We start from the raw sequence: 22129 nt of genomic DNA on the forward strand, positions 1-22129 counted from the left end.
CTGCCCAGAAGAAATTAGGCACGAAAAATTAGGTCGGCATCGTCGGCTGCAGGGCTGTCATCCAGCCCCGGCCTACGCCAGTTGCCAAGGACGTCGAGCTGGTCCGGCCCCCCGGGGACGGCTCTTCATGAGGAACAGGATGGCTTCGAAAGATCTCCGCGCCGAACGGCCCCTGGTTGGCGAACGTCGCCCCCGTGACGGGTCCGCCCCCGCGGGGTCCGCGGAGGCGATGGACATTCCGCTCACCCCGCCACGCGGGCCGGGCAAGCCGCGCCCGCGGCGCGCCATCTGGCTGCGGCGGACCATCGGCTTCGTCTTCGGCGTCGGCATGGTCGGCGTGGTGGTCGGCGGCATCGCGGGCTACGGCCTGTGGCGCACGGCCACGGCAGACCTGCCGGACCATGCCTGGCTGGCCGACTACCAGCCGCCCCAGATGTCGCGCATCTATGCCGCCGACAGTCGGCTGATGGCCGAGATGGCGCTGGAGCGCCGCGTCTTCGTGCCGATCGCCGCCATCCCCAAGCGCCTGCAGCAGGCCTTCGTCTCGGCCGAGGACCAGAATTTCTGGACCCATGGCGGCGTCGATCCCTTCGCCATCGCCCGTGCCGCCTTCACGAATCTGGAGGCCATGGGCACCGGCCGCCGCTCCATCGGCGCCTCCACCATCACCCAGCAGGTCGCGAAGAACATGCTGGTGGGCAATGACCGCACGATGATGCGCAAGGTGCGGGAGGCGATCCTGGCGCAGCGGCTTGAATCCGCCATGAGCAAGGAGCGCATCCTCGAGATCTACCTGAACGAGATCTTTCTCGGCGCCCAGGCCTATGGCGTCGCCGCCGCGGCCATGAACTACTTCAACAAGGGCCTGGACGAGCTGACCATCGGGGAGACCGCCTTCCTGGGCGCCCTGCCCAAGGCTCCGAACAACTACAACCCCGCCCGCTACCCCGAGGCCGCCAAGGCCCGCCGCGACTGGGTGTTGGACCGCATGGCCGAGGACCGCGCCATCACGCGAGAGGAGGCGGACGCCGCCAAGCAGGAGCCGATCCAGTATCGCGGCCGGGCGCGGCCGGACATGGTCGCCAATGGCCAGTACTTCACCGAGGAGGTGCGGCGCGAGCTGAATGCCCGCTTCGGCCCGGAGCAGACCACCATGGGTGGCCTCGTGGTCCGCACCTCGATGGACCCGGCCCTGCAGATGGCGACCGAAAAGGCGCTGCGCGAGCATCTGATGGCCTATGACCGCCGGCGCGGCGGCTGGCGCGGGCCTGTGACGACGGTCTCGGCCGCCGCCGCCGAATGGATGCCGGCACTGGAAGGCGTGCAGCGCGTGCCGGGCATGCTGCCGGAATGGCGCCTGGCCGTGGTGCTTGAGGTGAACAACCGTGAAGCCCGCCTCGGCTGGGCAGAGCGCCCCGGCCCACGTGACCCGGCACAGCCGCGCGAGGGCCGCCTGGCCTTCGAGGACGTGTCCGGCTGGGCCCGCCCGGTACGGGATGGACGCATGGGCGCCCCGCCCCGCCGCATGCAGGACGTGGTGAACCCTGGCGACGTGGTGATGGTGGAGACCCTGTCGGCGGCCCCAGCCTCCCAGGGCCGTGCCCCCGCCCGTGCCGAGCGGCTGGCGCTGCGCCAGATCCCGACGGTCGAGGGCGCGGTCGTCGCGCTCGATCCCTCCACGGGCCGCGTGCTGGCCATGTCGGGGGGCTTCAACTTCGAGAAGTCCTGGTTCAACCGCGCTACCCAGGCGATGCGGCAGCCCGGCTCCTCCTTCAAGCCCTTCGTCTATGTCACGGCGCTGGAGCAGGGCATTCCGCCCAACCAGCAGCTGCTGGACGCGCCTTTCGAGCTGATGACGCCGCAGGGCCTCTGGCGCCCGGGCAATTACAGCCGCAACTCGAATGGCTGGGTGACAATGCGCACGGCCCTCGAGAAGTCACTGAACCAGGTGACGGTGCGGCTGGCGCAGGAGGTCGGCATCGACAAGGTGGCCGAGACTGCCCGCCGCTTCGGCGTGATCCCGAACATGCCGCGCGTGCTCTCCATGTCGCTCGGCGCCGGCGAGACGACGGTGATGAAGATGGCCGCCGGCTACGCCGCCTTCGTCAATGGCGGCAAGGGCGTGGAGCCGACGCTGATCGACAGCGTGCAGGACCGCTTCGGCCATGTGGTCTGGCGCTCGGAGGCACGGCCTTGCCAGGGCTGCGACGCCGATCTCTCTTCCGGGCCGCCGCAGCTGGTGGATGCGCGGCAGCAGGTGGTGGACCCGATCGCGGCCTATCAGATGGTCTCGCTGCTCCAGGGCGTGACGACGCGCGGCACGGGCGTAAGCGCGGCCAAGGGGCTGAACCGCCCCGTGGCCGGCAAGACAGGCACAACGAACGACTATTTCGACAACTGGTTCGTTGGCTTCACACCGGACATCGTGGTCGCCGTTTGGGTCGGCTTCGACGAGCCGCATAGCCTGGGCGAAGGCGAGACCGGCGGCGGCAATGCGGCCCCGATCTTCAACGAGGTGGTGGCCGCGGCGCTGAAGGACAGCCCGCCGGTGCCCTTCCGCGCCCCGCCTGGCGTCGCGCTGGTTCGTGTCTCGCTCGGCAACGGCCAGTCCATCCTCGAGCCCTTCCGGCCCGGCACCGAGAATGCGGCCCGCCCGCCCATGGGTGGCAATGAGGCGTCCGGCGGGGGCAGAGGCTCGGCCGGCGCTACGGCCTCGGCCGTGGACAGCAGCCTGGGTGGGCTCTACTAAACCGCCCTCCCTCCGCACCGGGCTGTCCCCGGGGCGGAGGACCCGTTCACTTACAAGGAGATCGGATCGGCGCTTCCGCGATCCGACTGGACCCGCCGAACCATGCGTGCCGATGCCGAGAGCCTGAAGGCCCAGATCGCCGACAGCGTCGCCCTGTTGCGCCGCCACCTGAATTGGGATGCCGCCGTGGTGCGGCTCCATGAGCTGAACGCCCGCGCCGAGGACCCGTCCCTCTGGAACGACGCGGCGGCCGCGCAGAAGATGATGCGCGAACGCACCCGTCTGGCTGACCAGATCGAGGGCGTCCGGCGCATGGAGCAGGACGTGCAGGACGCGCTGGAGTTGGTGGAGCTGGCCGAGGCGGAGGGCGATGCAGCGACCGCCGATGCCGCCGTCGCCGATCTCCATCGCTTGGCCGCCGAGGCGAAGCGCCGCGAGATCGAGAGCCTGCTGTCCGGCGAGGCCGACAGCAATGACGCCTATGTCGAGGTGAATGCCGGCGCCGGTGGCACGGATGCCCAGGACTGGGCGGAGATGATGCTCCGCATGTACACGCGCTGGGCCGAGGCGCATGGCTACAAGGTCACGCTCACCGAGCAGAGCGACGGCGACGAGGCAGGCATCAAGTCCGCCACCATCCAGGTTTCCGGCCCCAGCGCCTATGGCTGGCTGAAGACCGAGATGGGCGTGCACCGGCTGGTCCGCATCTCGCCCTTCGGCGGCAATGACAAGCGGCAGACGAGCTTCGCCTCCGTCTATGTTTATCCGGTGATCGACGACAAGATTGAGGTGGAGATCAACCCGGCCGACCTGCGCACCGACACCTTCCGCGCCTCCGGCGCCGGTGGGCAGCACGTGAACAAGACCGAATCCGGCGTGCGCTTCACCCATATCCCGACGGGCATCGTTGCCGCCTCCACCCAGGACCGCAGCCAGCACAAGAACCGCGTCATCGCGATGAACATGCTGCGCGCCCGCTTGTACGAGCTGGAGCTGCAGAAGCGCGAGGCGCTCAGCGCCGCCACCGAGGCCGGCAAGACCGACATCGGCTGGGGTCACCAGATCCGGTCCTATGTGCTGCAACCCTACCAGATGGTGAAGGATCTCCGCACCGGGGTGGAGAAGGGCAATCCGGCCGCCGTGCTGGATGGCGACCTGGACGACTTCATGGCCGCCGCCCTCGCCAGCCGCGTCGGCGCAACGCGCTCCGAGGCCAGCGCGAACGCCCGTTGATGGGCGACCTGATCCCCGCGGCCCCCCGCCCGCAGGACCTGCACGACCCCGGCGGCAAGGTGCGGCTGAAGGTCGGCGGCGAGGTGGTCAGCCGCGCGGAGTTCTCGGCGGATGGCCGCTACCGCACCGTGCTGGAGCGCCGCTGGGACGGACTTCCCTTCGGCAGCCCGGGCGTCTGCGCCTGGATCATGATGAATCCCAGCACGGCCGATGAGACGGTGGATGACCCCACCGTCCGCCGAGCCCGAGACTTCACCCGCCGCTGGGGCTTCGGCGCCATGGTAGTGCTGAACGCCTTCGCCCTGCGCGCGACCAAGCCCACCATGCTGCTGGAATGCGAGGACCCGGTGGGACCGGGCAATGACGCCGCCATCGCCGACTGGGCGGCGCGGGCGGATCGCGTGGTTGTCGCCTGGGGCCTGCCGCCGAAGAAGCTGCGCGGCCGTGCGTCGGAATTGGCCGCGATCCTGGCCCGCGCGGGCGCGAAGCCCCTGGCGCTGAAGGTCACGGCGGATGGCCAGCCCGGCCATCCGCTCTATATCGCGGGCGATACCGAGCCGAAGCCCTGGGAGGCTCCGGCCGGCGCCCGCTAGGGGTCAGGCCCGCCGAACGTTCCAGAACAGCGTCGGCCCGCCCTTGAGCACGCCGGTGATGCTGCGACGATAGGCCTGCTGCGGGCGCTGCAGGCCGAGCGGGATGAAGGGCGCCTCCTCCCACACCGTGCGCTGCAGCTCCTCCGCGATTCGCTTCTCGGTCTCGATATCCTTCGCGTCGAACCACTCGTCGCGCAGGGCCTCGCGCCGGGGGCTGGTGGGCCAGCCGGACCAAGCATTGGCGCCGTTGCCGCGAAGCGGCTGGTGGCTGCCGGGAACGGAGGTGTCCAGCCCCTCCCAGGTGGTGCAGAAGGCGCTGAAGCCGCCCTGCTCCACCGGGCCGCGATTGGTGCGGCGCTGGATCTGCGTGCCCCAGTCCATCGAGATGAGATCGACGTTGAAGCCGACCCGGCGCATCAGGTCCGCGGCGACCTCCGTCATGCCCTGCAGGTTCGGAAGATCGGTAGCCGAGAGCAGCACCACCCGCTCGTTCTTGTAGCCGGCCTCCCGGAGCAGGCGCTTCGCCTTCTCGACATCGCGCGGCCCGGTCAGGATCTCCAGCCCCGCGTCATTCGCCAGCGGCGTGCCCGGGGTGAAGGCGCCCGCAGGGATGCGGTAGAGTTCGGGATCGGTGCCCACCGCCGCCTGCACGAAGGCTTCCTGGTCCACTGCCGGGAAAAGGGCCCGGCGGATGGCGGGATTGTCGAAGGGCGCGTGCAGATGGTTGAAGCGCAGCACGCCGAAGCTGCCGGCGGTGTTGATCGCCTCCACCACGATCTGCCGGTTGCGCCGCAGGATGGGCAGCAGGTCCGGCAGCGGCGTCTCCCACCAGTCGGCCTCGTTGTTCTGCAGGGCCGCCGCCGCCGTGGCGGCATCCGGCATGACGCGCCATTCGACCCGGTCGAAATGCACCTGCTTGCCGCCGGCGAGCAGGTCCGGGGCCTCCTGCCGTGGCTGGTAGGCGGCATTGCGCTCGAAGACGGCCAGGCTGCCGGCCACCCACTCGTCCCGGAGGAAGCGGAAGGGGCCGCTGCCCGTGAAATCGGTGACCTGGGTGAAGGGGTCCGTCTGCGCCACGCGCTCCGGCATAATCGCGCAGATATTGGCGCCCGCCTTGCCCAACGCCCAGGTCAGGCCGTTCCAGGGCCGCTTGAGGCGGATGCTGAAACGTTCATCCGAGGCGGCAGTCATCTCCTCCAGCAGGGCGTCGAGGCGCTGCCCGAGGACGTCGCGCTTCGACCAGCGGCGGATGGAGGCGATGCAGTCGCGGGCGCGAACCGGCTCGCCATCGTGGAAGCGCAGGCCCGGGCGCAGGGTGATCGTATGGGTCAGCCCGTCGGCGGACACCTCATGCGCCCCGGCCATCTGCGGCTTGGTCTGGAAGTCGCTGCTCATGCCGAACAGCGTGTCGTAGATCATCAGCCCCGCATTCCGGGACAGCACCGAGGTGCCCCAGATCGGGTCCATGCTTGCGAGGTTGCCCTGCGGCACGAAGCGCAGGGTGCGTGCCGCCGCGCCTTGCGCGAGGGCCGGCGCAGGCATCCGGCCCAGGCCGGCCATCATCGCGGTGGCGGTGGCCGTCCTCAGTAGCGTTCTGCGATCGGTCAAGGTCATCTCCATTCCGGCGCCCATCATGCGCTGGTGTTGCCAGGCGCAGATTGCATCCTGCAGAACGGCGCGTCACCCGGTCAGGCGCGGGAGACGAGATCTTCATGCCCTGCTGTTGAGGCAATTCTCGGCGGGGGTGTCAGTCCTGCCGACGGTTGGTGAAGCGGGCATTCCCCAGTCCGGTCCCGATGGTCAGCACGCCCCAGCGCTCCACGTCCTGCATGTTGGGGATCTCGCTCAGCCCCTGCAGCACGGCGTCGTTGTGCATCAGCACGGTGGTGGGATGGCCGCCGATCTCGGGGATGGCCTCGGCGATGGCGCGGGGTAGGTTGAAGCGGCTGCTCTCCCAGTTTCCTGGCAGGTTCTGGCCGCCGCGGTCGATCGAGCCGTCAGCCTCGATGATTCCGGGACAGCCGATGCCGATGAAGGGCGCCAGGGCCCGCTTCTTCGATTCCGCCAGGGCGACCATGCCGCGCAGCATGGTGGCGATCCGCTCTACAGCCTCCTCGCGGCTGGGCTCGTCGTCATGGTGGCGCCAGACCTCGAGCCCGACCACCTTCGCCTCCGACAGGTCGCGCGCCTTCTTCAGGTTCAGCTCCACCAGCCCGGCACGGATGTTGGTGCCGCCAATGTCCACGGCCAGCAGGCTGTCATGGCCCGAGAAGATCCAGCTCGGCGCCAGATGGGCGGCGCCGATCAGCGCGGCCTCATCCGGCTCATGGGTGATGGGAACCAGTTCCACCCCCTGGCCATCCGCCTTCAGCAGCAGGGAGGCGCGGCCGATCGCCAGATGCCCGATCCGGCTTCCGCTCATCCCGCCACCGACGACGATGCGCTGCGTGTCCTTCCAGCCCTTCAGCTTCAGGAAGCGGCGGGTGACCCGCGCCAGCTCCTGGGCGAATTCCTCCACCACGCCATGGACGAGGGCGGCGACCTCCGGATTTTCGTGTTGCATCAGCTTCTCGAGCCGGCGCTTGGAGACATCCTCGCTCGGGCAGTCGCCCAATGGGTCCTCGTCGCCCAGCTTGCGCAGCCGCTCGCGCCACTCGTCCAGGATCGCACGGAAGGCGCGCTTGCTGGCCCGGTCTCCGATAAAGCCCTCCTTGTCCCGCAACTCGGCATTATAGGCATCGAGCACGACGCTGGTGAGCTGCGGCGCGCCGTGGCTGGCGACGGGTGGCGCGGGGGCGTGGTCAGGCATGGTGTGATCTGGATCCCCTGGTGTCGGGGCATGAACGTCGCCATCGCCCCCAGGGTTGGAAAAGCTGTCAGCGCGGCCGGCGGATACCGAGGCTTGCCGCCGCCAGCAGAGCCGCGGCCCCCCCATAGATCAGCATTGCCGGGGCGACCGGCAGCAGGACGCCCGCCAGCAGCGGGCCGGCGCCGGCGCCGATATCGCGCCAGGTGGCCTGCCGTGCCAGGGCGGGCACGCGGGCGGAGCCGGGGTTCTCGGCCGCGACCAAGGGGCCGGGCAGGGGCTGGATCACGGCGCGCAGCAGCACCGTCGCCAGCGCTCCGGCCCAGAGCAGCACGCCGCCCGCGCCAAGCAGGAGCAGCCCCGCGGCGGTGGCAAGGGACAGCCCGACCAGCGCCCGCCGCGCCCCGACCCGCCCGGCCAGCCAACCGCCAGCCGGGGAGAGGAAGATCTCCGCCGCGTAGCGCAGCGCCAGCGCGGCCCCGGCAGCCAGGGTCGCGCCTTCCGGCAGGGCGGCGGCGGCCAGCACCGAGAGGCCGATGACGAAGAGCCCATCCATGGTGAGGCCGAAGACGAAGGCCCAGATGTCGAAGCTGCCCGGCAGGGCGAAGCGCGGCCCGCCCTTGGCATGGCCCTCGGGCTGATCGGGCAGGCGGGAGGCGAAGAGGATTGCAGGGAGGGAGACGAGGCCGAGCACGACGAAGACGGCGCGCGGCCCTGCCCATTCGGCCAGCACTGCGCCACCCAGGAGCCCGAACATCGGCCCCGCTGCCACAATGGAGCGCGACCATCCGCTGCGCCGCGCCGCACCCTCCGAAAGCGCCGTGGGGAGGGCCTGAACCGCGATGTTCATCGCCGCGAAGGCCAAGCCCCAGAGAAGCCGCGCCAGCAGCAGGGCCCAGAGGCCCGACAGCACCGCATAGCCGAAGGTGGCCAGTGCCGCCGCGGCGGCCGCCAGCATGCAGGCCGTGCGCGGGCCGCGTTCCCCGTAGAGCCGCGCCACCCAGCCATAGCCCGCGATCCGTATCAGCCGGTTGGCCGCCAGCAGGATGCCCGCCTCGGGCAGGGTCACGCCGAAGGTGCCGGCATAGAGCGGCAGCAGCAGGTAGAGCACCGTGTCGCCCGGCAGGGTGCAGGCAAGGGTGAAGGCGGAGTTCCGTGTCGCGCGGTCTGCTTCAGCGGCCTCCAGGACGGTCACGGGCGGGTGGGGGGCGTCGTGTCGCCAGGGCCCAGCGCACGGGTCATCAGCACCGTGTCCAGCCACTGCTCGTGCTTGTAGCCGATGGAGGGGATGACCCCGGCATGGCGGAAGCCGAGGGCCTCGTGCAGGCGGATCGAAGGGGCATTCGCCGAATCGCCGATCACCGCGACCATCAGGCGGAAGTCGGCCGCCTCGCAGCGGGCGATCAGTGCCTCCAGCAGAACGCGGCCAATGCCGCCGCGGAGGCCGCCGGGCGCGACATAGACCGAGTTCTCCACCGTATGCCGATAGGCCGGCCGGGGGCGGTAGGCGGAGGCATAGGCATAGCCGAGCACGGTGCCGGCCTCGTCGGTCGCGACGAGGTGCGGATAGCCGCCGGCCAGGACCGCCTCCCGCCGGGCCGCCATCTCGGTCTCGTCCGGTGACGAAAGTTCGAAGGAGGCGCGGCCGTTCTCCACCCAATGGGCGTAGATGCGGGTTATGGCGGGGACGTCTTCGGGGCGGCTGTCGCGGATGATGGGCGCTGTCATGAAAGCGTCATGCGACCGGCCGTGCCGCGCCGCAAGACGATCAGGTCGGCGACTTGTCTGGCCGCTACCCTTTGGCCGCTATCCCGCCATTCCTTCCCGCACCGCCTGGCGCAGCGGCACCTTCTGCAGCTTGCCGGTGGAGGTCTTGGGCACCTCCTGGAAGACCACGCGCTTGGGCACCTTGAAGGAGGCGAGGTGCGCCCGGCTATGGGCGATCAGCTCGGCCTCGCTGGCCTCGGCGCCGGGCTTCAGCTCGACGAAGGCCCAGGGCACCTCGCCCCATCGCTCGTCAGGCGCCGCGACCACGGCGGCGATGGCGACCGCCGGGTGCTTGTAGAGTGCGTCCTCCACCTCGATGGAGGAGATGTTTTCCCCGCCGGAAATGATGATGTCCTTGGCGCGGTCCTTCAGCTGCACATAGCCGTCCGGGTGCTTCACGCCGAGGTCGCCGGTGCGAAACCAGCCGCGGGCGAAGGCCTTCTCCGTCGCGGCGGGATCCTTCAGATAACCCTTCATCACCGTGTTGCCGCGCATCACCACCTCGCCCATCGTCGCGCCGTCGGCGGGCACGGGGGTGTCGTTCGCATCCAGCACGTCGAATTCCTCAAGGGTGACGTAGCGCACCCCCTGGCGTGCCATCAGGGCAGCCCGTTCCGGCGCGGGCCGCGCATTGTCCTCCGGGTGCCACTCGTTCACGACCGAGGGGCCGTAGCATTCCGTCAGCCCATAGATGTGGCGCACCGTGACGCCGGCCGCATCGGCGGCGGCGAGCACAGCCTCCGGCGGCGCGGCGCCGGCAGTGCCGAAGACCAGCCCCGTGCCCGCGACGCGCGCGGGATCGTTCACCAGCATCTGCAGCACGATCGGCGCGCCGCACATATGCGTCACGCCATGCGCCGTGATCAGGTCCCACATCGCCGGCCCGCGCACGGCGCGGAGGCAGACATGGGTGCCGGAGACAGCGGCCACTGCCCAGGGGAAGCACCAGCCGTTGCAATGGAACATCGGCAGCGTCCACAGGTAGACGGGCGCCGGGCCGATGCCGCAGGCCAGGACATCCCCAATGGCCCCGAGATAGGCGCCGCGGTGGTGGTAGACCACGCCCTTCGGCCGGCCGGTGGTGCCGGAGGTGTAGTTCAGCGCGATGGCATCCCATTCATCCGCCGGCGGCTGCCAAGGGAAGGCGGGATCGCCGGCGGCGAGGAAGGAGTCGTAGTCGATGCCGCCCATGGTGTGGGGGAAGGGCGCCTCTGGGTCGTCCACTTCGATCACCAGCGGCTTCGCCGCCTTGCCCTGCAGCGCACGTTCCAGCAGGGGCACGAATTCGCGGTCCACGATGATCGCGCGCGCCTCGCCATGATCCAGGATATAGGCGATCGTGTCGGCATCCAGGCGGATGTTGATCGTGTTCAGCACCGCGCCGGCCATCGGCACGCCGTTGTGGCACTCGATCATGGCGGGGATGTTGGGCAGCAGCGCCGCCACCGTGTCACCGCGCCCGATGCCGCGCGCAGCGAGGGCGGAGGCGAGCCGCACACAGCGGTCGCGGTGCTGGCGCCAGGTGAAGCGCTGCGCGCCATGGATCACCGCGATGCGCTCAGGGAAGACCGCCGCCGCACGCTCTACGAAGAGCAGCGGCGTCAGGGCGCGGTGGTTCGCGGGGTCGCGGGGCAGGGCGTCATAGGCCTGCTTCGCCGTGATGGGCGTCGGGTTGAGGTCCATCAGCGATGCCTCCACTCGGGCCTGCGCTTCGCGACGAAGGCGCCGATCCCCTCCGCCGCGTCCTCCGCCAGCAGGTTCTCGACCATGGCGGCGGTCGCCACCTCATAGGCCTCGGCAAGAGGCAGGCCGGCCTGGCGGTGGAAGCTGCGCTTGCCGAGCTGCACGGCCAGCGCCGAGCGCCCCGCGATGCGCACCGCCAGCGCCGCCGCCTCAGCCCGCAGGGAGGCGGCCGGGACGACGCGGTTCACCAATCCGATGCGCCGTGCCTCCGCAGCATCGATCGGCTCACCCGTCAGCAGCATCTCCATGGCTGCCTTGCGCGGCACGGCGCGCGAGAGCGACACGGCGGGGGTGGAGCAGAACAGGCCGATATCCACGCCTGGGGTCGCGAAGCGTGCCTCTTCGGACGCTACCACCAGGTCGCAGGCTGCGGCGAGCTGACAGCCGGCGGCGGTGGCCATTCCCTGCACGGCGGCGATCACCGGCTGGGGCAGGGCGGGGATGGCCTGCATCACCGCCGCGCAGCGCGCCATGGCATCGGCGAAGAAGGCGCGGCCGCCATCCGGATCGGCGAAATGGGCGGTGATCTCTTTCAGGTCATGGCCGGCACAGAATACCGGTCCTTCCGCCTGGATCACCACGCAGCGGATGGCGGGGTCCTCCGCAACGCCGAGCAGCGCTGCCCGGAGCGCATCGAGCAGCGCGACGGAAAGCCCGTTCCGCGCGGATGGGCGATTGAGGGTGAGGAAGGCGGTGGCGTCCCGGTCCTCGAGGACCAGGATGGGTGCGACGGCTCCCGCGGTGCCATCCGGCATGTCTTCCTCCCGCTTTTCCTTGTGTGCAGCTTGGGGTTTGCCATGGGCCCCATGCAAGGGGCGCCGAAATGGAAAGGGCGCCGGGATCCCTCCCGGCGCCCTTCCCTGGTGACGTGCCGCCCGTCAGGCGCGGGCGTCGCGTCCCGATTCCTCGGTGGCGAAGATGTCACGGTTCTTCGTCTCGGGGATGAAGATCGCGCCGATCACCACCGTCGCCAGTGCGATGACGATCGGATACCAGAGGCCGTAGTAGATGTCGCCCGTCTGGGCCACCATCGCGAGCGAGGTGGCCGGCAGCAGCCCGCCGAACCAGCCATTCCCGATGTGGTAGGGCAGCGACATCGCGGTGTAGCGAATGCGCGTGGGAAACAACTCCACCAGCGCCGCCGCGATCGGACCGTAGACCATGGTGACGTAGATCACGAGCAGGGTGAGGATGCCGATGATTACGGCGGTCTGCTCGCGGAAAATGTCGAAGGGACCGGACATCTTCACCACGGTCGGGTTGGAGGCCAGCGGATAGCCCGCCGCCGTCAGCGCCGCAGTCAGTTCCCGGTTGAAGCGGGCCGTCTCAGACGTCCGCTGGGCCGGTTCCATGGTCCGGAGGTTCGGTGCCTGGATGGTGGTGCTGCCCACGCGCACCGCTGCGGTGCCGGAGGGGCCCTCCTCGGTGTTGTAGATGGCGCCGGCACGGGCCAGCGCAGACTTGGCGACGTCGCAGGCCGTGATGAATTGCGCGGTGCCGACCGGATTGAACTGGAAGGAGCAGAGCGACGGATCGGTCACCACTTGCACCGGGATGGTCTGGTGCGCCTGGTGCAGCGCCGGGTTAGCCTCCGCCGTCAGCAGTTTGAACAGCGGGAAGTAGGTCAGCGCGGCCAGCAGGCAGCCGCCCAGGATGATCGGTTTGCGGCCGATCTTGTCCGACAGCCAGCCGAAGAAGACGAAGAAGCCGGAGCCGAGTAGCAGGGCCCAGGCGATCAGCAGATTCGTCGTCGGACCGTCCACCTTCAGGATCGAGCCGAGGAAGAACAGCGCGTAGAACTGCCCCGTATACCAGACCACTGCCTGGCCCATGGTCAGGCCTAGCAGGGCCAGGATCGCCCATTTCGCGTTGCGCCACTTGCCGAAAGCCTCCGACAGCGGAGCCTTCGAGCCGGTACCCTCTTCCTTCATTTTCTTGAAGGCGGGGCTTTCGTTCAGCGTGGAGCGGATCCAGACGGAGATGCCGAGCAGCACGATCGAGATCAGGAAGGGAATGCGCCAGCCCCAGGCGGCGAAATCGGCCTCGCCGAGCATGGTGCGGGTGCCGAGGATCACGAGCAGCGACAGGAACAGGCCCGCCGTCGCGGTGATCTGGATGAAGGAGGTGTAGAAGCCGCGGCGCCCGTTCGGGGCGTGCTCCGCCACATAGGTCGCGGCACCGCCATACTCGCCGCCCAGCGCCAGCCCCTGGAGGCAGCGCAGCACGATCAGCAGGATCGGCGCGAGGATGCCGATGCTTTCCGAGCCCGGCAGCAGGCCAACGAGGAAGGTGGAGGCGCCCATGATGACGATGGTGACGAGGAAGGTGTATTTCCGCCCCACCAGGTCGCCGATGCGGCCGAAGAAGATGGCGCCGAAGGGGCGCACCAGGAAGCCGGCCGCGAAGGTCAGCAGCGCGAAGATGTTGCGCGTGCCCTCGGGATACTGGCTGAAGAAGTGCGTGCCGATCAGCGCCGCGAGGCTGCCGTAGAGATAGAAGTCATACCATTCGAACACGGTGCCCAGCGAGGAGCCGAGGATGACCTTCCTCTCCTCCTTGGACATCGGGCGGTTCCTGTCGGCCGCCACGGCGGTTGAATAGGCGGTGCTCATCCCTTGCTTGGTCCTGCATCCCCCCGGGGCGCGACCTGCCCGGCTTTCCGTTGGCCTCGCGCGCCGGAACCGCCGCGTGGGAACAGGTCGTCGCGCAGACCCGTCGACGCGACGCTAGAACAGGGCTGAGAGGTGTCGCCAGCGATAACCCTTGAGGAATCGCAATCTTTCGACACACGGTGGCGTGAGAGCCACGGTCCCGATCAGGCGAGCTGCGCGGTGACCATTCCCAACGAGCCGAAGCCCAGCGCGACGCGCCCCTCCGCATCCACAGCGAGCGGCTTGGACAGGCCCGCCGCGACCAGCAGCGCCCCCGCGGGCAAGCCGCCCATGCGCCGCGCGGCGGCCGCGGCCGGGGCGAGCGCGTCGTGTAGGGTGATGCTGGCAGGGCCAATCGCGATCGGCTCCGCCGTCGGATCGCCGGGTGCGCCGGCGACGACGAAGCCAAGCCCGCCGAGATCCGCCGAACGCTGCGCGACACCTGCCGGGGCATCCGTGAAGCGGCGATCGGCAATATCCAGGGCGGGATGCAGCGCGGACAGGGCGGGCGGCTCCTCGCCATCTGGATCGAGTGGTTCGCGCAGCACGCCGACCAGCGCGGCCGTGACGACCGGATGGCGCAGCGGGGCGGCGGTGGCGCCCTCCGGCAGCAACCGCCCCTCGATCATCGGTCCGGCGACATCGCCCGCAATGCGCAGCCCGCAAGGCGCGATGCCGAGGGCGTCCAGCACGAGGAAGGCCACGCGCTCGCCCTCCGCCCGGTCCCGCGGCGCAAGCTCCGGCGGCAGGGTGGCGAGCGGGTGGCCGGTGGCGATCGCCTCCGCGATCCAGCCGGCGGTGCGGTCCGCTCGTGTCCGGCGGGTCATTCGCGAATCACCTCCTCCTCGGTGAAGCCGCCGCTGGGCGGCGCTTCGATGGCAGCGGCCGGATCGCCCGCGATATTGCCGCCATAGAGCGTGTCCGGCAGCCAGGTGACCATTTCCGGCACGAAGTACATCAGCACCATCGTCATCACGACGATGTAGATGAATGGCATGACGCCGGCGAAGATATCCTCCAGCCGCACATGCTTCGGCGCCACGCCCTTCAGGTAGAAGGTGGCCATCGCCACGGGCGGGGAAAGGAAGGAGGTCTGCAGGTTCATGGCGATCATCACCCCGAAGAAGAGGGGGCTGACGCCGAAGTCATCCAGCAGCGGCAGGAAGATCGGCACGAAGATCACGATGATCTCCGTCCATTCCAGTGGCCAGCCGAGGACGAAGATGATCGCCTGCGCCAGGATCATGAAGGTGAAGCTGTTCAGCGGCAGCGACTTCACGAACTCCTCGACTACCGACTGCCCGCCGAGATAGCCGAAGACCGAGGAGAATATGTAGGAGCCGACGAAGAGCCAGCACACCATCGCTGAGGTGCGGGCGGTGAGATAGACGCTCTCCCGTAGCTTCGCCAAGGTGAAGGCGCGGTAGACGATGGCGAGGATGACGGAGCCGAGGCTGCCCATCGCCGCCGCCTCGCTGGGCGTCGCCAGCCCAAACAGGATGGCGCCGAGCACCGAGGCAATCAATAGCGCCAGCGGCACGAAGGAGGTGACGAGCGCCCAGATCACCCGGCCAAGGGGAATGTTGCGTTCCTCGGGTGGAAGAGGCGGCGCCACCTGCGGCTTCAGCATTGCCAGGATGATGACATAGAGGACGTAGCAGCCCGCCAGCGTCACACCCGGGATAAAGGCAGCGGCATAGAGCTGCACCACCGATACGCCCGCGGTCGCGCCATAGAGGATCAGCATGATCGAGGGTGGAATCAGGATGCCGAGGCACCCGCCCGCGCAGGTGACGCCCGCCGCCAGCCGCACGTCGTATCCAGCCTTCAGCATGGCCGGAAAAGCCAACAGCCCCATCAGCGTCACCACCGCGCCGACGATGCCGGTGGCGGTGGCGAAGAGCGCGCAGGTGGCAAGGGTGGCGACAGCGAGGCTGCCGGGAATGTTGCCCGATGCCATCTGCAAAGATCGGAACAACCGGTCGAGGATGTTCGCCCGCTCGATCACATAGCCCATGAAGACGAAGAGCGGGACGGAGATGAGCACGTCATTCGCCATCACCGCATAGGTGCGTTGCACCAGCAGGTCGAAGACCCGGTCTCCCATCCCGAGATAGCCGAAAAACAACCCCATCGCCATCAGCGTGAAGGCAATGGGAAAGCCCAGCAGGATGAAGAACAGGAACAGCCCGAGCATCGTCAGGCCGAGAGCGGGATCACTCATCTGCGGGCGTTGTCTCGCGCTGGTTCGGGTTGTGTCACCGGCCGTCCTGCTGATCGCCGGCGCGTTCGCGCGAGACCGCCTCGGGAGGCGGGGCGGTGATCCCGGCGCCGCGCGCCAGGTCGGCGGCCAGCGCCTCAGCGCCGCGCACCTCGGCCTGGGCCAGGATGATCTGGTCCAACTCCTCCACATCCGACAGGCGCTGCGGCCATTCCCCGGATTGGATGCAGCGGATGCAGCGCACCAGCTCCACCAGCCCCTGCAGCAGCAATAGGACGCCGACCACCGGGATGAGGAGCTTGAAGGGCCAGATCACGGGGCCGGTCGGAGAGAACATGGACCGCTCGTTCTGGCGGTAGCTTTCCTCGAAGAAGTGCCAGCCATAGATCATGAAGGCGAAGATCGCCGGAAAGAAGAACAGAACGTAGAGCAGGGCATCGAGCCGGGCCTGCCAGCGCGGCGGCATCATGCGGTAGAGGAAATCGCCACGCACATGACCGTTGCGCGACAGCGCATAGGCGCCCGCCATCATGAACAGCGTGCCGTAGAGCATATAGCTGACGTCGTAGCCCCAGGTCGTCGGCGCGCGGAAGGCGTAGCGGGCGACGACCTCATAGGTGACGACAGCGGTGAGCGCCACGATACACCAGGCGAAGACCTGGCCGATCAGGGTGGAAAGACGGTCGATCCCCAGCAGGACTCGCTGCATGACGCTCCTTGGTTCCGAGGGAAGGCCGGCGGGGCCGTGCCCCGCTGGAGGTCGTCAGCGGCCCGCGAAGAAGTGGTTGTAGGAGACCACCTGGCTGGCCTCGTAGCGCAGGAAGAAATTGCCCACGCGGCGGCACCATTCCCGCTGGCTGTCGCAGATCTTCTTAAAGAAGGGTCCGTTGTGCGGGTTCGAGTTGTCGCCCTCCAGCCGCTCGATCACCTTGTTCCAGGCGGCGAGCTGCGCATCCAGCACCGGCCGCGGCAGGGGCCGCGCCTGCACGCCCTGGCGCTGGGTCATCTCCAGCAGGTCCTTGGAGTAGCGGTCCTGCAGCTTCCAGGACATGTCGGCCGAGGCAGCCTCCGCCCCGTAGCGAAGGATCGCCTGCAACTCCGGTGGCAGCCCTTCGTATTTCTGCTTGTTGAACAGGATCTCGAAGCTTTCCACGCGCTGGTGGTAGCTTTGGATCATGTAGGTCTTGGCAACGTCGGGGAAGCCGAGGATGCGGTCGGAGGAGGGGTTGTTGAACTCCGCCCCGTCGATCACCCCGCGCTCCAGCGCCGGCACGATCTCCCCGCCCGGCAGTGACACGACGGCGGCGCCCATCTCGGCCAGCAAGTCGGCGGCCAGGCCCACGGTGCGGTATTTCAGGCCGCGGATCTGCTCCGCCCGCTCGATCGGCTGCTTGAACCAGCCGAAGGGCTGGGTAGGCATGGGACCGGAGAGGAAGCCGACCGCATTCACCTTGAGGATGTCGTTCAGCAGCTCCTTGTACATGGCTTCGCCGCCGCCATGGTAGAACCAGCCGAGAAGCTGGTTGGCATCGCCGAACCAAGGTGGCGTCGTGCCGAACAGGGAGAAGGCCTTGTTCTTGCCGAACCAATAGGCCGCGACCCCGTGCCCGCCATCGAGTGTGCCCGCATGCACCGCATCCAGCACCTGGAAGGCCCCGACCACGGCCCCGGCCGCCAGCAACTCCACCCGCAGCCGCCCGCCGGCCATGCGGTTCACCCGTTCCACATAGTCCTGGGCGAATTCATGGAAGATGTCGCGCTGGGGCCAGGTGGACTGGAAGCGCAGCGTGGTGGTCTGGGCACGGCTGACGCTCGGCGTGGCGAGGATGGCGGCCCCGGTAGCACCGACTGCGGCGGCACGTAGAAGGCCCCGGCGGCCTGCCTTTGCTTTCTCGGACATGAAGCTTCCCTTGTGGCGCGGCATCTGACGGCCGTGTTCGCAAGCAAGCCTGCCCGAGATTCTAACGGGGCTGCAATATCTTTGTAGACAGGAAGGCTATTTGTCGACGAAGGCCTTCTCGACGACGTAGTGCCCCGGCTCGTGCTGGCTGCCCTCCTTCATGCCGAGCGCCACGAGCCGCGCGCGCGTGTCTTCCAGCATCTCCGGAGAGCCGCAGAGCATCACGCGGTCATGCTCGGGGGATAGGGAGGGGAGGCCGAGATCGGCGTAGATGCGGCCGGTGTCCATCAGCTCCGTGATGCGGCCGCGGGTCTGGAATTCCTCGCGGGTGACGCTCGGATAATAGATGAGCTTGTCGCGCACCATCTCGCCGAGGAACTCGTTCTGGCCGAGCTCATTCGTGATGTAGTCGCGATAGGCCAGCTCCTCCACCTCGCGCACCGTATGGGTGACGATGATCTTCTCGAAGCGGTCGTAGGCCTCAGGCTCGCGGATGAGCGACATGAAGGGGGCGAGGCCGGTACCGGTAGAGAGGAACCACAGGTTCTTGCCTGGCAGCAGATTGTCCAGCAGCAGCGTGCCCACCGGCTTCCGCCCGATCAGGACCGTGTCGCCATCCTTTACGTTCTGGAGGCGGGAGGTGAGGGGGCCGTTCTGCACCTTGATGGAGAGGAACTCCAGCGTGTCCTCCCAGGGCGGGGAGGCCACGGAATAAGCCCGCATCAGCGGCTTGCCGTTCACCATCAGCCCGATCATCGCGAACTGCCCGGCAGCGAAGCGGAAGCCCGGGTCGCGCGTGCAGCGGAAGGAGAAGAGCCGGTCGGTCCAGTGGCGGACCTCCAGCACCGTCTCGGTCAGGAAGGCGGACATCGCAGGGCGGGTGGGATCGGCGGTCGGCATGGCGGGACGGTATGGGGTGGGGGCGCCGGTTGTGCAATGCGGAGGCGTTGCATTCCGGCCGTGCTTGAGATGTGGCCCCGGCCCCGGCAGCATCCGGTCATGCCCGATTCCCTACCCAGCCCTCCGCTCGGACCTGAGGTCGACCCCACCCCGCGCCCTCTGCCCGCCCGGGTCTTGCATCGCGGCGGAAGTGTGGAGCTGGAGCCGCTGCACACGCGCCATGCCGCGGAGCTCTGGGAGGCTTCCCAGGCACCGGGGGCGGAGCCGGACTGGGCCTATCTGGGCTATGGTCCCTTCGGGGATGAGGCGGCCATGCGCCGCCATGTTGCGGCCTTCGCGGCCCAGCACGATCCCATCGCCTGGGCCATCCGGCCGCACCGCACCGGCACCGCCGATGGCTGGCTGACCCTGATGGAGATCTTTCCCGCCGATTCAGCGATCGAGATCGGCCATATCTGGTTCTCCCCCCGCCTGCAGCGGACCCGGGCGGCGACGGAGGCCATGTTCCTGCTGATGCGTCACGCCATGGATGAGCTCGGCTACCGCCGGCTGGTCTGGAAGTGCCATGCGATGAACCAGCCCTCCCGCAATGCCGCGGCCCGGCTGGGCTTCCGCTACGAGGGCACCTTGCGTGCCATCAAGGTGATAAAGGGCCGGCTACGGGACACGGCCCAGTTCTCCATCCTGGCCGAGGAATGGCCGGCGCGCCGCGACGCCATCTCCACCTGGCTGGATGCGGCCAACTGGGATGCCGAGGGGCGGCCCCGGGCCCCTCTGGCCCGTGTGGCGGCCCCGCCGCTGCCCTGGCTGGCGGGCTGACGCGGCTTCGTCATCGGTCCGTCAAGCGGCAGCAACATCCGGCGCGTATCCCCCCGGCCACCAAGGTCGGGGGTTCTTGAACCATGCGTGCTCTTCTTTTGGCTTCCGCCGCCCTGCTGGCCCTCGCCGGTGCCGCCCATGCCGACCAGCGCTTCGAGGCGGTGCTCGAGGGGCACGCCATCCTTCCCGCCAACACGCTTGTGCAGCCACCCGCCGATGCGCCGGCTGATGCCCGCATCGCGGGCAAGTTCGCCGGCCACGGAAACCTGCGGGCCGATACGGTGGGCCGTTTTCCCGGCACCACGGGCACGGGGGCGAATGCGCGCCCGACCGGCCTGTCCTTCCCTTTCCAGGGCCAGGCGCTGCAGGGCTTCTCCGGGATCAAGCCGCTGGCGGGGGATCCTGGCGCCTACTGGGTGCTGACGGACAACGGCTTCGGCAGCAAGCGCAACAGCCCTGACGCACTGCTGATGCTTCACCGGATCCGTCCGGATTTCCGCACCGGCCAAGTGGCGGTGGAACGCACCATCTTCCTTTCCGACCCCGGGCGCCAGGTGCCCTTCCGCATTGCCCATGAGGGGACGGAGCCGCGCTACCTGACCGGCAGCGACTTCGACATCGAGAGCATCCAGCCTGTCGGCGACGGCTTCTGGCTCGGCGACGAGTTCGGCCCCTTCCTGATCCATGTGGATGCCGAGGGCCGGGTCCGCCGGATCGTGGAGACCAAGCTGGACGGGCAGGTGATCCGCTCCCCCGATCATCCGGACCTGCAAGTGGCCGCCACCCCCACCGCCGGCACGGCCTTCCGCGCCCGTCGCTCCGGCGGCTATGAGGGCATGGCGCTGACGCCGGACGGGCAGAGCCTCTGGGGCCTGCTGGAGCAGCCGCTCTATGCCGAGGGCAGCGACAAGGCGGAGGGTCAGTTCCTCCGGCTGATCGAGTTCTCCACCGCCAAGGGCGAGTGGACCGGCCAGTCCCTGCGCTACCGGCTGGAGCCGGGGGCGACTGCCATCGGCGACTTCAACTTCATCGATGAGCGCCGCGCCCTGGTGATCGAGCGCGACAACGACGAGGGCCATCCCAGCCGCGCATGTGCCACGGGCCAGCGCCCGCCGGCCTGCTTCCATGCCCCGGCACGGCACAAGCGGGTCTATCTGGTCGATCTTGGCGCGCCGGATGCGGAGGGCTTCGTCCGCAAGATCGGGCATATCGACCTGATGGCGATCCGCGATCCCGAGGGGGTGGCGCGGCAGCGCGGCGATCTGGGCCCGGACGCCCCGGCGGATCGCTTTTCCTTTCCGTTCTTCACCATCGAGAATGTCGCCATGGTCGATGCCGACCACATCATCGTCGGCAACGACAACAATCTTCCCTTCAGCGGCGGGCGCCATCTGAGCCGGGCGGATGACAACGAGTTGATCCTGCTTCGCGTGCCGGAACTGCTGCGCGCCCGGTAAGCAGCCCGCGGCCGGGGACGTGTGGACATGGCCCCCGGGCCTGCCGCAGCATCCGGCCGCGAATCGGCAGGGGGGTGCTGGGTATGACGAATGCGCAACAGACGAGCGGATTCCTGCCCAATGCCCTGCCTGCGCCCCGGCATGCTGCGGGCGGGGTCCTCGCCGGCCTCTCCTTTGCCGCCAAGGACCTTTACGACATCGCCGGCCAACCCACGGCCTATGGCAACCCGGATTGGGAGCGCACCCACCCCGTGCCCGTATCGAGCGCCGTGGCGGTGCTCGCGCTGCTCGAGGCCGGGGCGCGCTTCGCGGGCAAGACCAAGACGGTGGAGCTCGCCTATGGGCTGACCGGCGAGAATGTCTGGTACGGCACGCCGCTGAACCCGGCGGCGCCGGACCGCTTCCCGGGTGGCTCCTCCTGCGGCAGCGCTTCGGTGGTGGCGAGCGGGGAGGTGGATATCGCCCTCGGCTCCGATACGGGCGGCTCGGTGCGGATTCCGGCCTCCTACTGCGGTATCTATGGCATCCGCCCTTCCTGGGGCTCGGTCTCGCTGGTGGGCGCGCGGCCGCTGGCGCCGTCCTACGACACGGCGGGTTGGTTTGCCGCCCGCGCCTCCCATCTGCGGCGCGCGGGGGAGGTGCTGCTGCCAGCGGGCGGCGATGGGCCGCTCGGGCCGCTGCTTCGCGTGAACGAGGCCTGGATGAACGCGCAGCCAGCCATCGCCGCCGCGCTGACACCGGCTCTCGAGGCGGCTGAGGCGGTGATGGGCCCCGCCATTCCGATCAGTCCGGTGCCCGAGACGCTGGCGGTGCTCTATGAGCATTTCCGCTGCGTCCAGGCTGAGGAGGCCTGGGCCACGCTGGGCGCCTGGGTGGCGGCGACAGGCCCGAAATTCGGCCCCGGCGTCGGCGAGCGCTTCGCGGCGGCGCGGGACCTGCCCGCCGGCAAGGCGGAAGCGGGCCGCGCCTTCCGCCAGGTCTTCCGCAAGCGCCTGCTCGGGCTGCTGGGCGGCGGCGCGGTCATGGCCTACCCGACCTCTCCGCTCCTGGCGCCGAAGCTGGATTCCTCCCCGGCCGAGCAGCAATGGGTGCGCGAGACGACGATCGGCGTCACCGCGATCGCCGGGCTGGGTGGGCTCTGCGAGGTGTCGATCCCGGCCGCAAAGGTGGATGGCGCGCCGGTCGGCCTCTCCCTGGTCGCGGCGCCGGGCCGGGACCGGGCGCTGCTGGCCCTGGCGGAGCGCGTGGCGGAACAGCTGGGGCTTGCGATCTGACGACGTGTGCTGAATT

At 69.0% G+C, this 22129-nt stretch carries 18 protein-coding genes; 6 read left to right on the plus strand and 12 right to left on the minus strand.

Translation table 11 applies throughout. The annotated features are described in order from the left end of the window. Positions 1 to 229 precede the first annotated feature (229 nt). The 3 genes from GSE44_RS12865 (at position 230) to GSE44_RS12875 (ending at position 4575) form a co-directional block, all read left to right on the plus strand. On the plus strand, positions 230 to 2749 hold the full coding sequence (locus GSE44_RS12865) for a penicillin-binding protein 1A (protein ID WP_159349237.1): 2520 nt from the start codon (positions 230 to 232) through the stop codon (positions 2747 to 2749). Between the two features lie 102 nt (positions 2750 to 2851). Beyond that, positions 2852 to 3982: a peptide chain release factor 2 gene (gene prfB / locus GSE44_RS12870; RefSeq protein WP_159349238.1), complete on the plus strand. Its 1131-nt coding sequence runs from the start codon at positions 2852 to 2854 to the stop codon at positions 3980 to 3982. Continuing rightward, complete coding sequence (locus tag GSE44_RS12875) at positions 3982 to 4575, plus strand: DUF1643 domain-containing protein (RefSeq protein WP_159349239.1); 594 nt, start codon at positions 3982 to 3984, stop codon at positions 4573 to 4575. Before prfB ends, GSE44_RS12875 begins: the two co-directional genes overlap by 1 nt. A 3-nt stretch (positions 4576 to 4578) precedes the next feature. Here GSE44_RS12875 and GSE44_RS12880 read toward each other — a convergent pair whose 3' ends face one another. The 12 genes from GSE44_RS12880 to GSE44_RS12935 all read right to left on the minus strand — a co-directional run bounded on the left by GSE44_RS12880 (position 4579) and on the right by GSE44_RS12935 (position 18563). Further along, a complete protein-coding gene (locus GSE44_RS12880) occupies positions 4579 to 6138 on the minus strand; it encodes an ABC transporter substrate-binding protein (RefSeq protein WP_408015106.1) in 1560 nt (519 codons plus the stop codon). 184 nt (positions 6139 to 6322) lie between these two features. Continuing rightward, positions 6323 to 7384, minus strand: a complete 1062-nt coding sequence (locus tag GSE44_RS12885; protein ID WP_159349241.1) for an ROK family protein — start codon at positions 7382 to 7384, stop codon at positions 6323 to 6325. Positions 7385 to 7451: 67 nt separating this feature from the next. Further along, the gene (locus GSE44_RS12890; protein WP_159349242.1) at positions 7452 to 8576 is read right to left on the minus strand and encodes an MFS transporter; all 1125 of its coding nucleotides are present in this window, start codon (positions 8574 to 8576) and stop codon (positions 7452 to 7454) included. Continuing rightward, the gene (locus tag GSE44_RS12895) at positions 8573 to 9109 is read right to left on the minus strand and encodes a GNAT family N-acetyltransferase (RefSeq protein WP_159349243.1); all 537 of its coding nucleotides are present in this window, start codon (positions 9107 to 9109) and stop codon (positions 8573 to 8575) included. Before GSE44_RS12895 ends, GSE44_RS12890 begins: the two co-directional genes overlap by 4 nt. Positions 9110 to 9187: 78 nt before the next feature. Beyond that, entirely contained in the window at positions 9188 to 10831 is a 1644-nt protein-coding gene (locus GSE44_RS12900; protein ID WP_201306057.1) for an AMP-binding protein, read from the minus strand. Then, positions 10831 to 11646, minus strand: a complete 816-nt coding sequence (locus GSE44_RS12905; RefSeq protein ID WP_159349244.1) for an enoyl-CoA hydratase — start codon at positions 11644 to 11646, stop codon at positions 10831 to 10833. Before GSE44_RS12905 ends, GSE44_RS12900 begins: the two co-directional genes overlap by 1 nt. A 123-nt stretch (positions 11647 to 11769) precedes the next feature. Next, a complete protein-coding gene (locus GSE44_RS12910; protein WP_235924781.1) occupies positions 11770 to 13503 on the minus strand; it encodes an MFS transporter in 1734 nt (577 codons plus the stop codon). A 203-nt stretch (positions 13504 to 13706) separates the two neighbouring features. Further along, entirely contained in the window at positions 13707 to 14369 is a 663-nt protein-coding gene (locus tag GSE44_RS12915) for a hypothetical protein (protein ID WP_159349245.1), read from the minus strand. Next, a complete protein-coding gene (locus tag GSE44_RS12920) occupies positions 14366 to 15766 on the minus strand; it encodes a TRAP transporter large permease (RefSeq protein ID WP_159349246.1) in 1401 nt (466 codons plus the stop codon). The genes GSE44_RS12915 and GSE44_RS12920 overlap by 4 nt, the downstream gene beginning before the upstream one ends. A gap of 34 nt (positions 15767 to 15800) precedes the next feature. After that, positions 15801 to 16472, minus strand: coding sequence for a TRAP transporter small permease subunit (locus GSE44_RS12925; RefSeq protein ID WP_159349247.1), 672 nt, complete (start codon positions 16470 to 16472; stop codon positions 15801 to 15803). A gap of 54 nt (positions 16473 to 16526) precedes the next feature. After that, on the minus strand, positions 16527 to 17663 hold the full coding sequence (locus GSE44_RS12930; RefSeq protein WP_159349248.1) for a TRAP transporter substrate-binding protein: 1137 nt from the start codon (positions 17661 to 17663) through the stop codon (positions 16527 to 16529). Between the two features lie 96 nt (positions 17664 to 17759). Further along, entirely contained in the window at positions 17760 to 18563 is an 804-nt protein-coding gene (locus GSE44_RS12935) for a ferredoxin--NADP reductase (RefSeq protein ID WP_328799076.1), read from the minus strand. A gap of 99 nt (positions 18564 to 18662) precedes the next feature. Here GSE44_RS12935 and GSE44_RS12940 point away from each other — a divergent pair, with 99 nt between their 5' ends. The 3 genes from GSE44_RS12940 to GSE44_RS12950 all read left to right on the plus strand — a co-directional run bounded on the left by GSE44_RS12940 (position 18663) and on the right by GSE44_RS12950 (position 22113). Next, complete coding sequence (locus GSE44_RS12940; RefSeq protein ID WP_159349249.1) at positions 18663 to 19382, plus strand: GNAT family N-acetyltransferase; 720 nt, start codon at positions 18663 to 18665, stop codon at positions 19380 to 19382. An 83-nt stretch (positions 19383 to 19465) separates the two neighbouring features. After that, entirely contained in the window at positions 19466 to 20839 is a 1374-nt protein-coding gene (locus tag GSE44_RS12945) for an esterase-like activity of phytase family protein (protein ID WP_159349250.1), read from the plus strand. An 83-nt stretch (positions 20840 to 20922) separates the two neighbouring features. After that, positions 20923 to 22113 (plus strand): amidase, encoded by a 1191-nt coding sequence (locus tag GSE44_RS12950; protein ID WP_159349251.1) that lies wholly within the window; start codon positions 20923 to 20925, stop codon positions 22111 to 22113. The last annotated feature ends 16 nt before the right edge of the window (positions 22114 to 22129 follow it).

Origin of the sequence: Muricoccus harenae (assembly GCF_009848505.1) — a bacterium.
GTDB lineage: Bacteria > Pseudomonadota > Alphaproteobacteria > Acetobacterales > Acetobacteraceae > Roseomonas > Roseomonas harenae.

What these genes read in the sequence shown, in the direction of transcription:
- GSE44_RS12865 (WP_159349237.1), top strand. Translation starts at nt 230, where the DNA reads ATGGACATTCCGCTCACCCCGCCACGCGGGCCGGGCAAGCCGCGCCCG.
- prfB (WP_159349238.1), top strand. Translation starts at nt 2,852, where the DNA reads ATGCGTGCCGATGCCGAGAGCCTGAAGGCCCAGATCGCCGACAGCGTC.
- GSE44_RS12875 (WP_159349239.1), top strand. Translation starts at nt 3,982, where the DNA reads ATGGGCGACCTGATCCCCGCGGCCCCCCGCCCGCAGGACCTGCACGAC.
- GSE44_RS12880 (WP_408015106.1), bottom strand. Translation starts at nt 6,138, where the DNA reads ATGATGGCCGGCCTGGGCCGGATGCCTGCGCCGGCCCTCGCGCAAGGC.
- GSE44_RS12885 (WP_159349241.1), bottom strand. Translation starts at nt 7,384, where the DNA reads ATGCCTGACCACGCCCCCGCGCCACCCGTCGCCAGCCACGGCGCGCCG.
- GSE44_RS12895 (WP_159349243.1), bottom strand. Translation starts at nt 9,109, where the DNA reads ATGACAGCGCCCATCATCCGCGACAGCCGCCCCGAAGACGTCCCCGCC.
- GSE44_RS12900 (WP_201306057.1), bottom strand. Translation starts at nt 10,831, where the DNA reads ATGGACCTCAACCCGACGCCCATCACGGCGAAGCAGGCCTATGACGCC.
- GSE44_RS12905 (WP_159349244.1), bottom strand. Translation starts at nt 11,646, where the DNA reads ATGCCGGATGGCACCGCGGGAGCCGTCGCACCCATCCTGGTCCTCGAG.
- GSE44_RS12910 (WP_235924781.1), bottom strand. Translation starts at nt 13,503, where the DNA reads ATGAGCACCGCCTATTCAACCGCCGTGGCGGCCGACAGGAACCGCCCG.
- GSE44_RS12915 (WP_159349245.1), bottom strand. Translation starts at nt 14,369, where the DNA reads ATGACCCGCCGGACACGAGCGGACCGCACCGCCGGCTGGATCGCGGAG.
- GSE44_RS12920 (WP_159349246.1), bottom strand. Translation starts at nt 15,766, where the DNA reads ATGAGTGATCCCGCTCTCGGCCTGACGATGCTCGGGCTGTTCCTGTTC.
- GSE44_RS12925 (WP_159349247.1), bottom strand. Translation starts at nt 16,472, where the DNA reads ATGCAGCGAGTCCTGCTGGGGATCGACCGTCTTTCCACCCTGATCGGC.
- GSE44_RS12930 (WP_159349248.1), bottom strand. Translation starts at nt 17,663, where the DNA reads ATGTCCGAGAAAGCAAAGGCAGGCCGCCGGGGCCTTCTACGTGCCGCC.
- GSE44_RS12935 (WP_328799076.1), bottom strand. Translation starts at nt 18,563, where the DNA reads ATGCCGACCGCCGATCCCACCCGCCCTGCGATGTCCGCCTTCCTGACC.
- GSE44_RS12940 (WP_159349249.1), top strand. Translation starts at nt 18,663, where the DNA reads ATGCCCGATTCCCTACCCAGCCCTCCGCTCGGACCTGAGGTCGACCCC.
- GSE44_RS12945 (WP_159349250.1), top strand. Translation starts at nt 19,466, where the DNA reads ATGCGTGCTCTTCTTTTGGCTTCCGCCGCCCTGCTGGCCCTCGCCGGT.
- GSE44_RS12950 (WP_159349251.1), top strand. Translation starts at nt 20,923, where the DNA reads ATGACGAATGCGCAACAGACGAGCGGATTCCTGCCCAATGCCCTGCCT.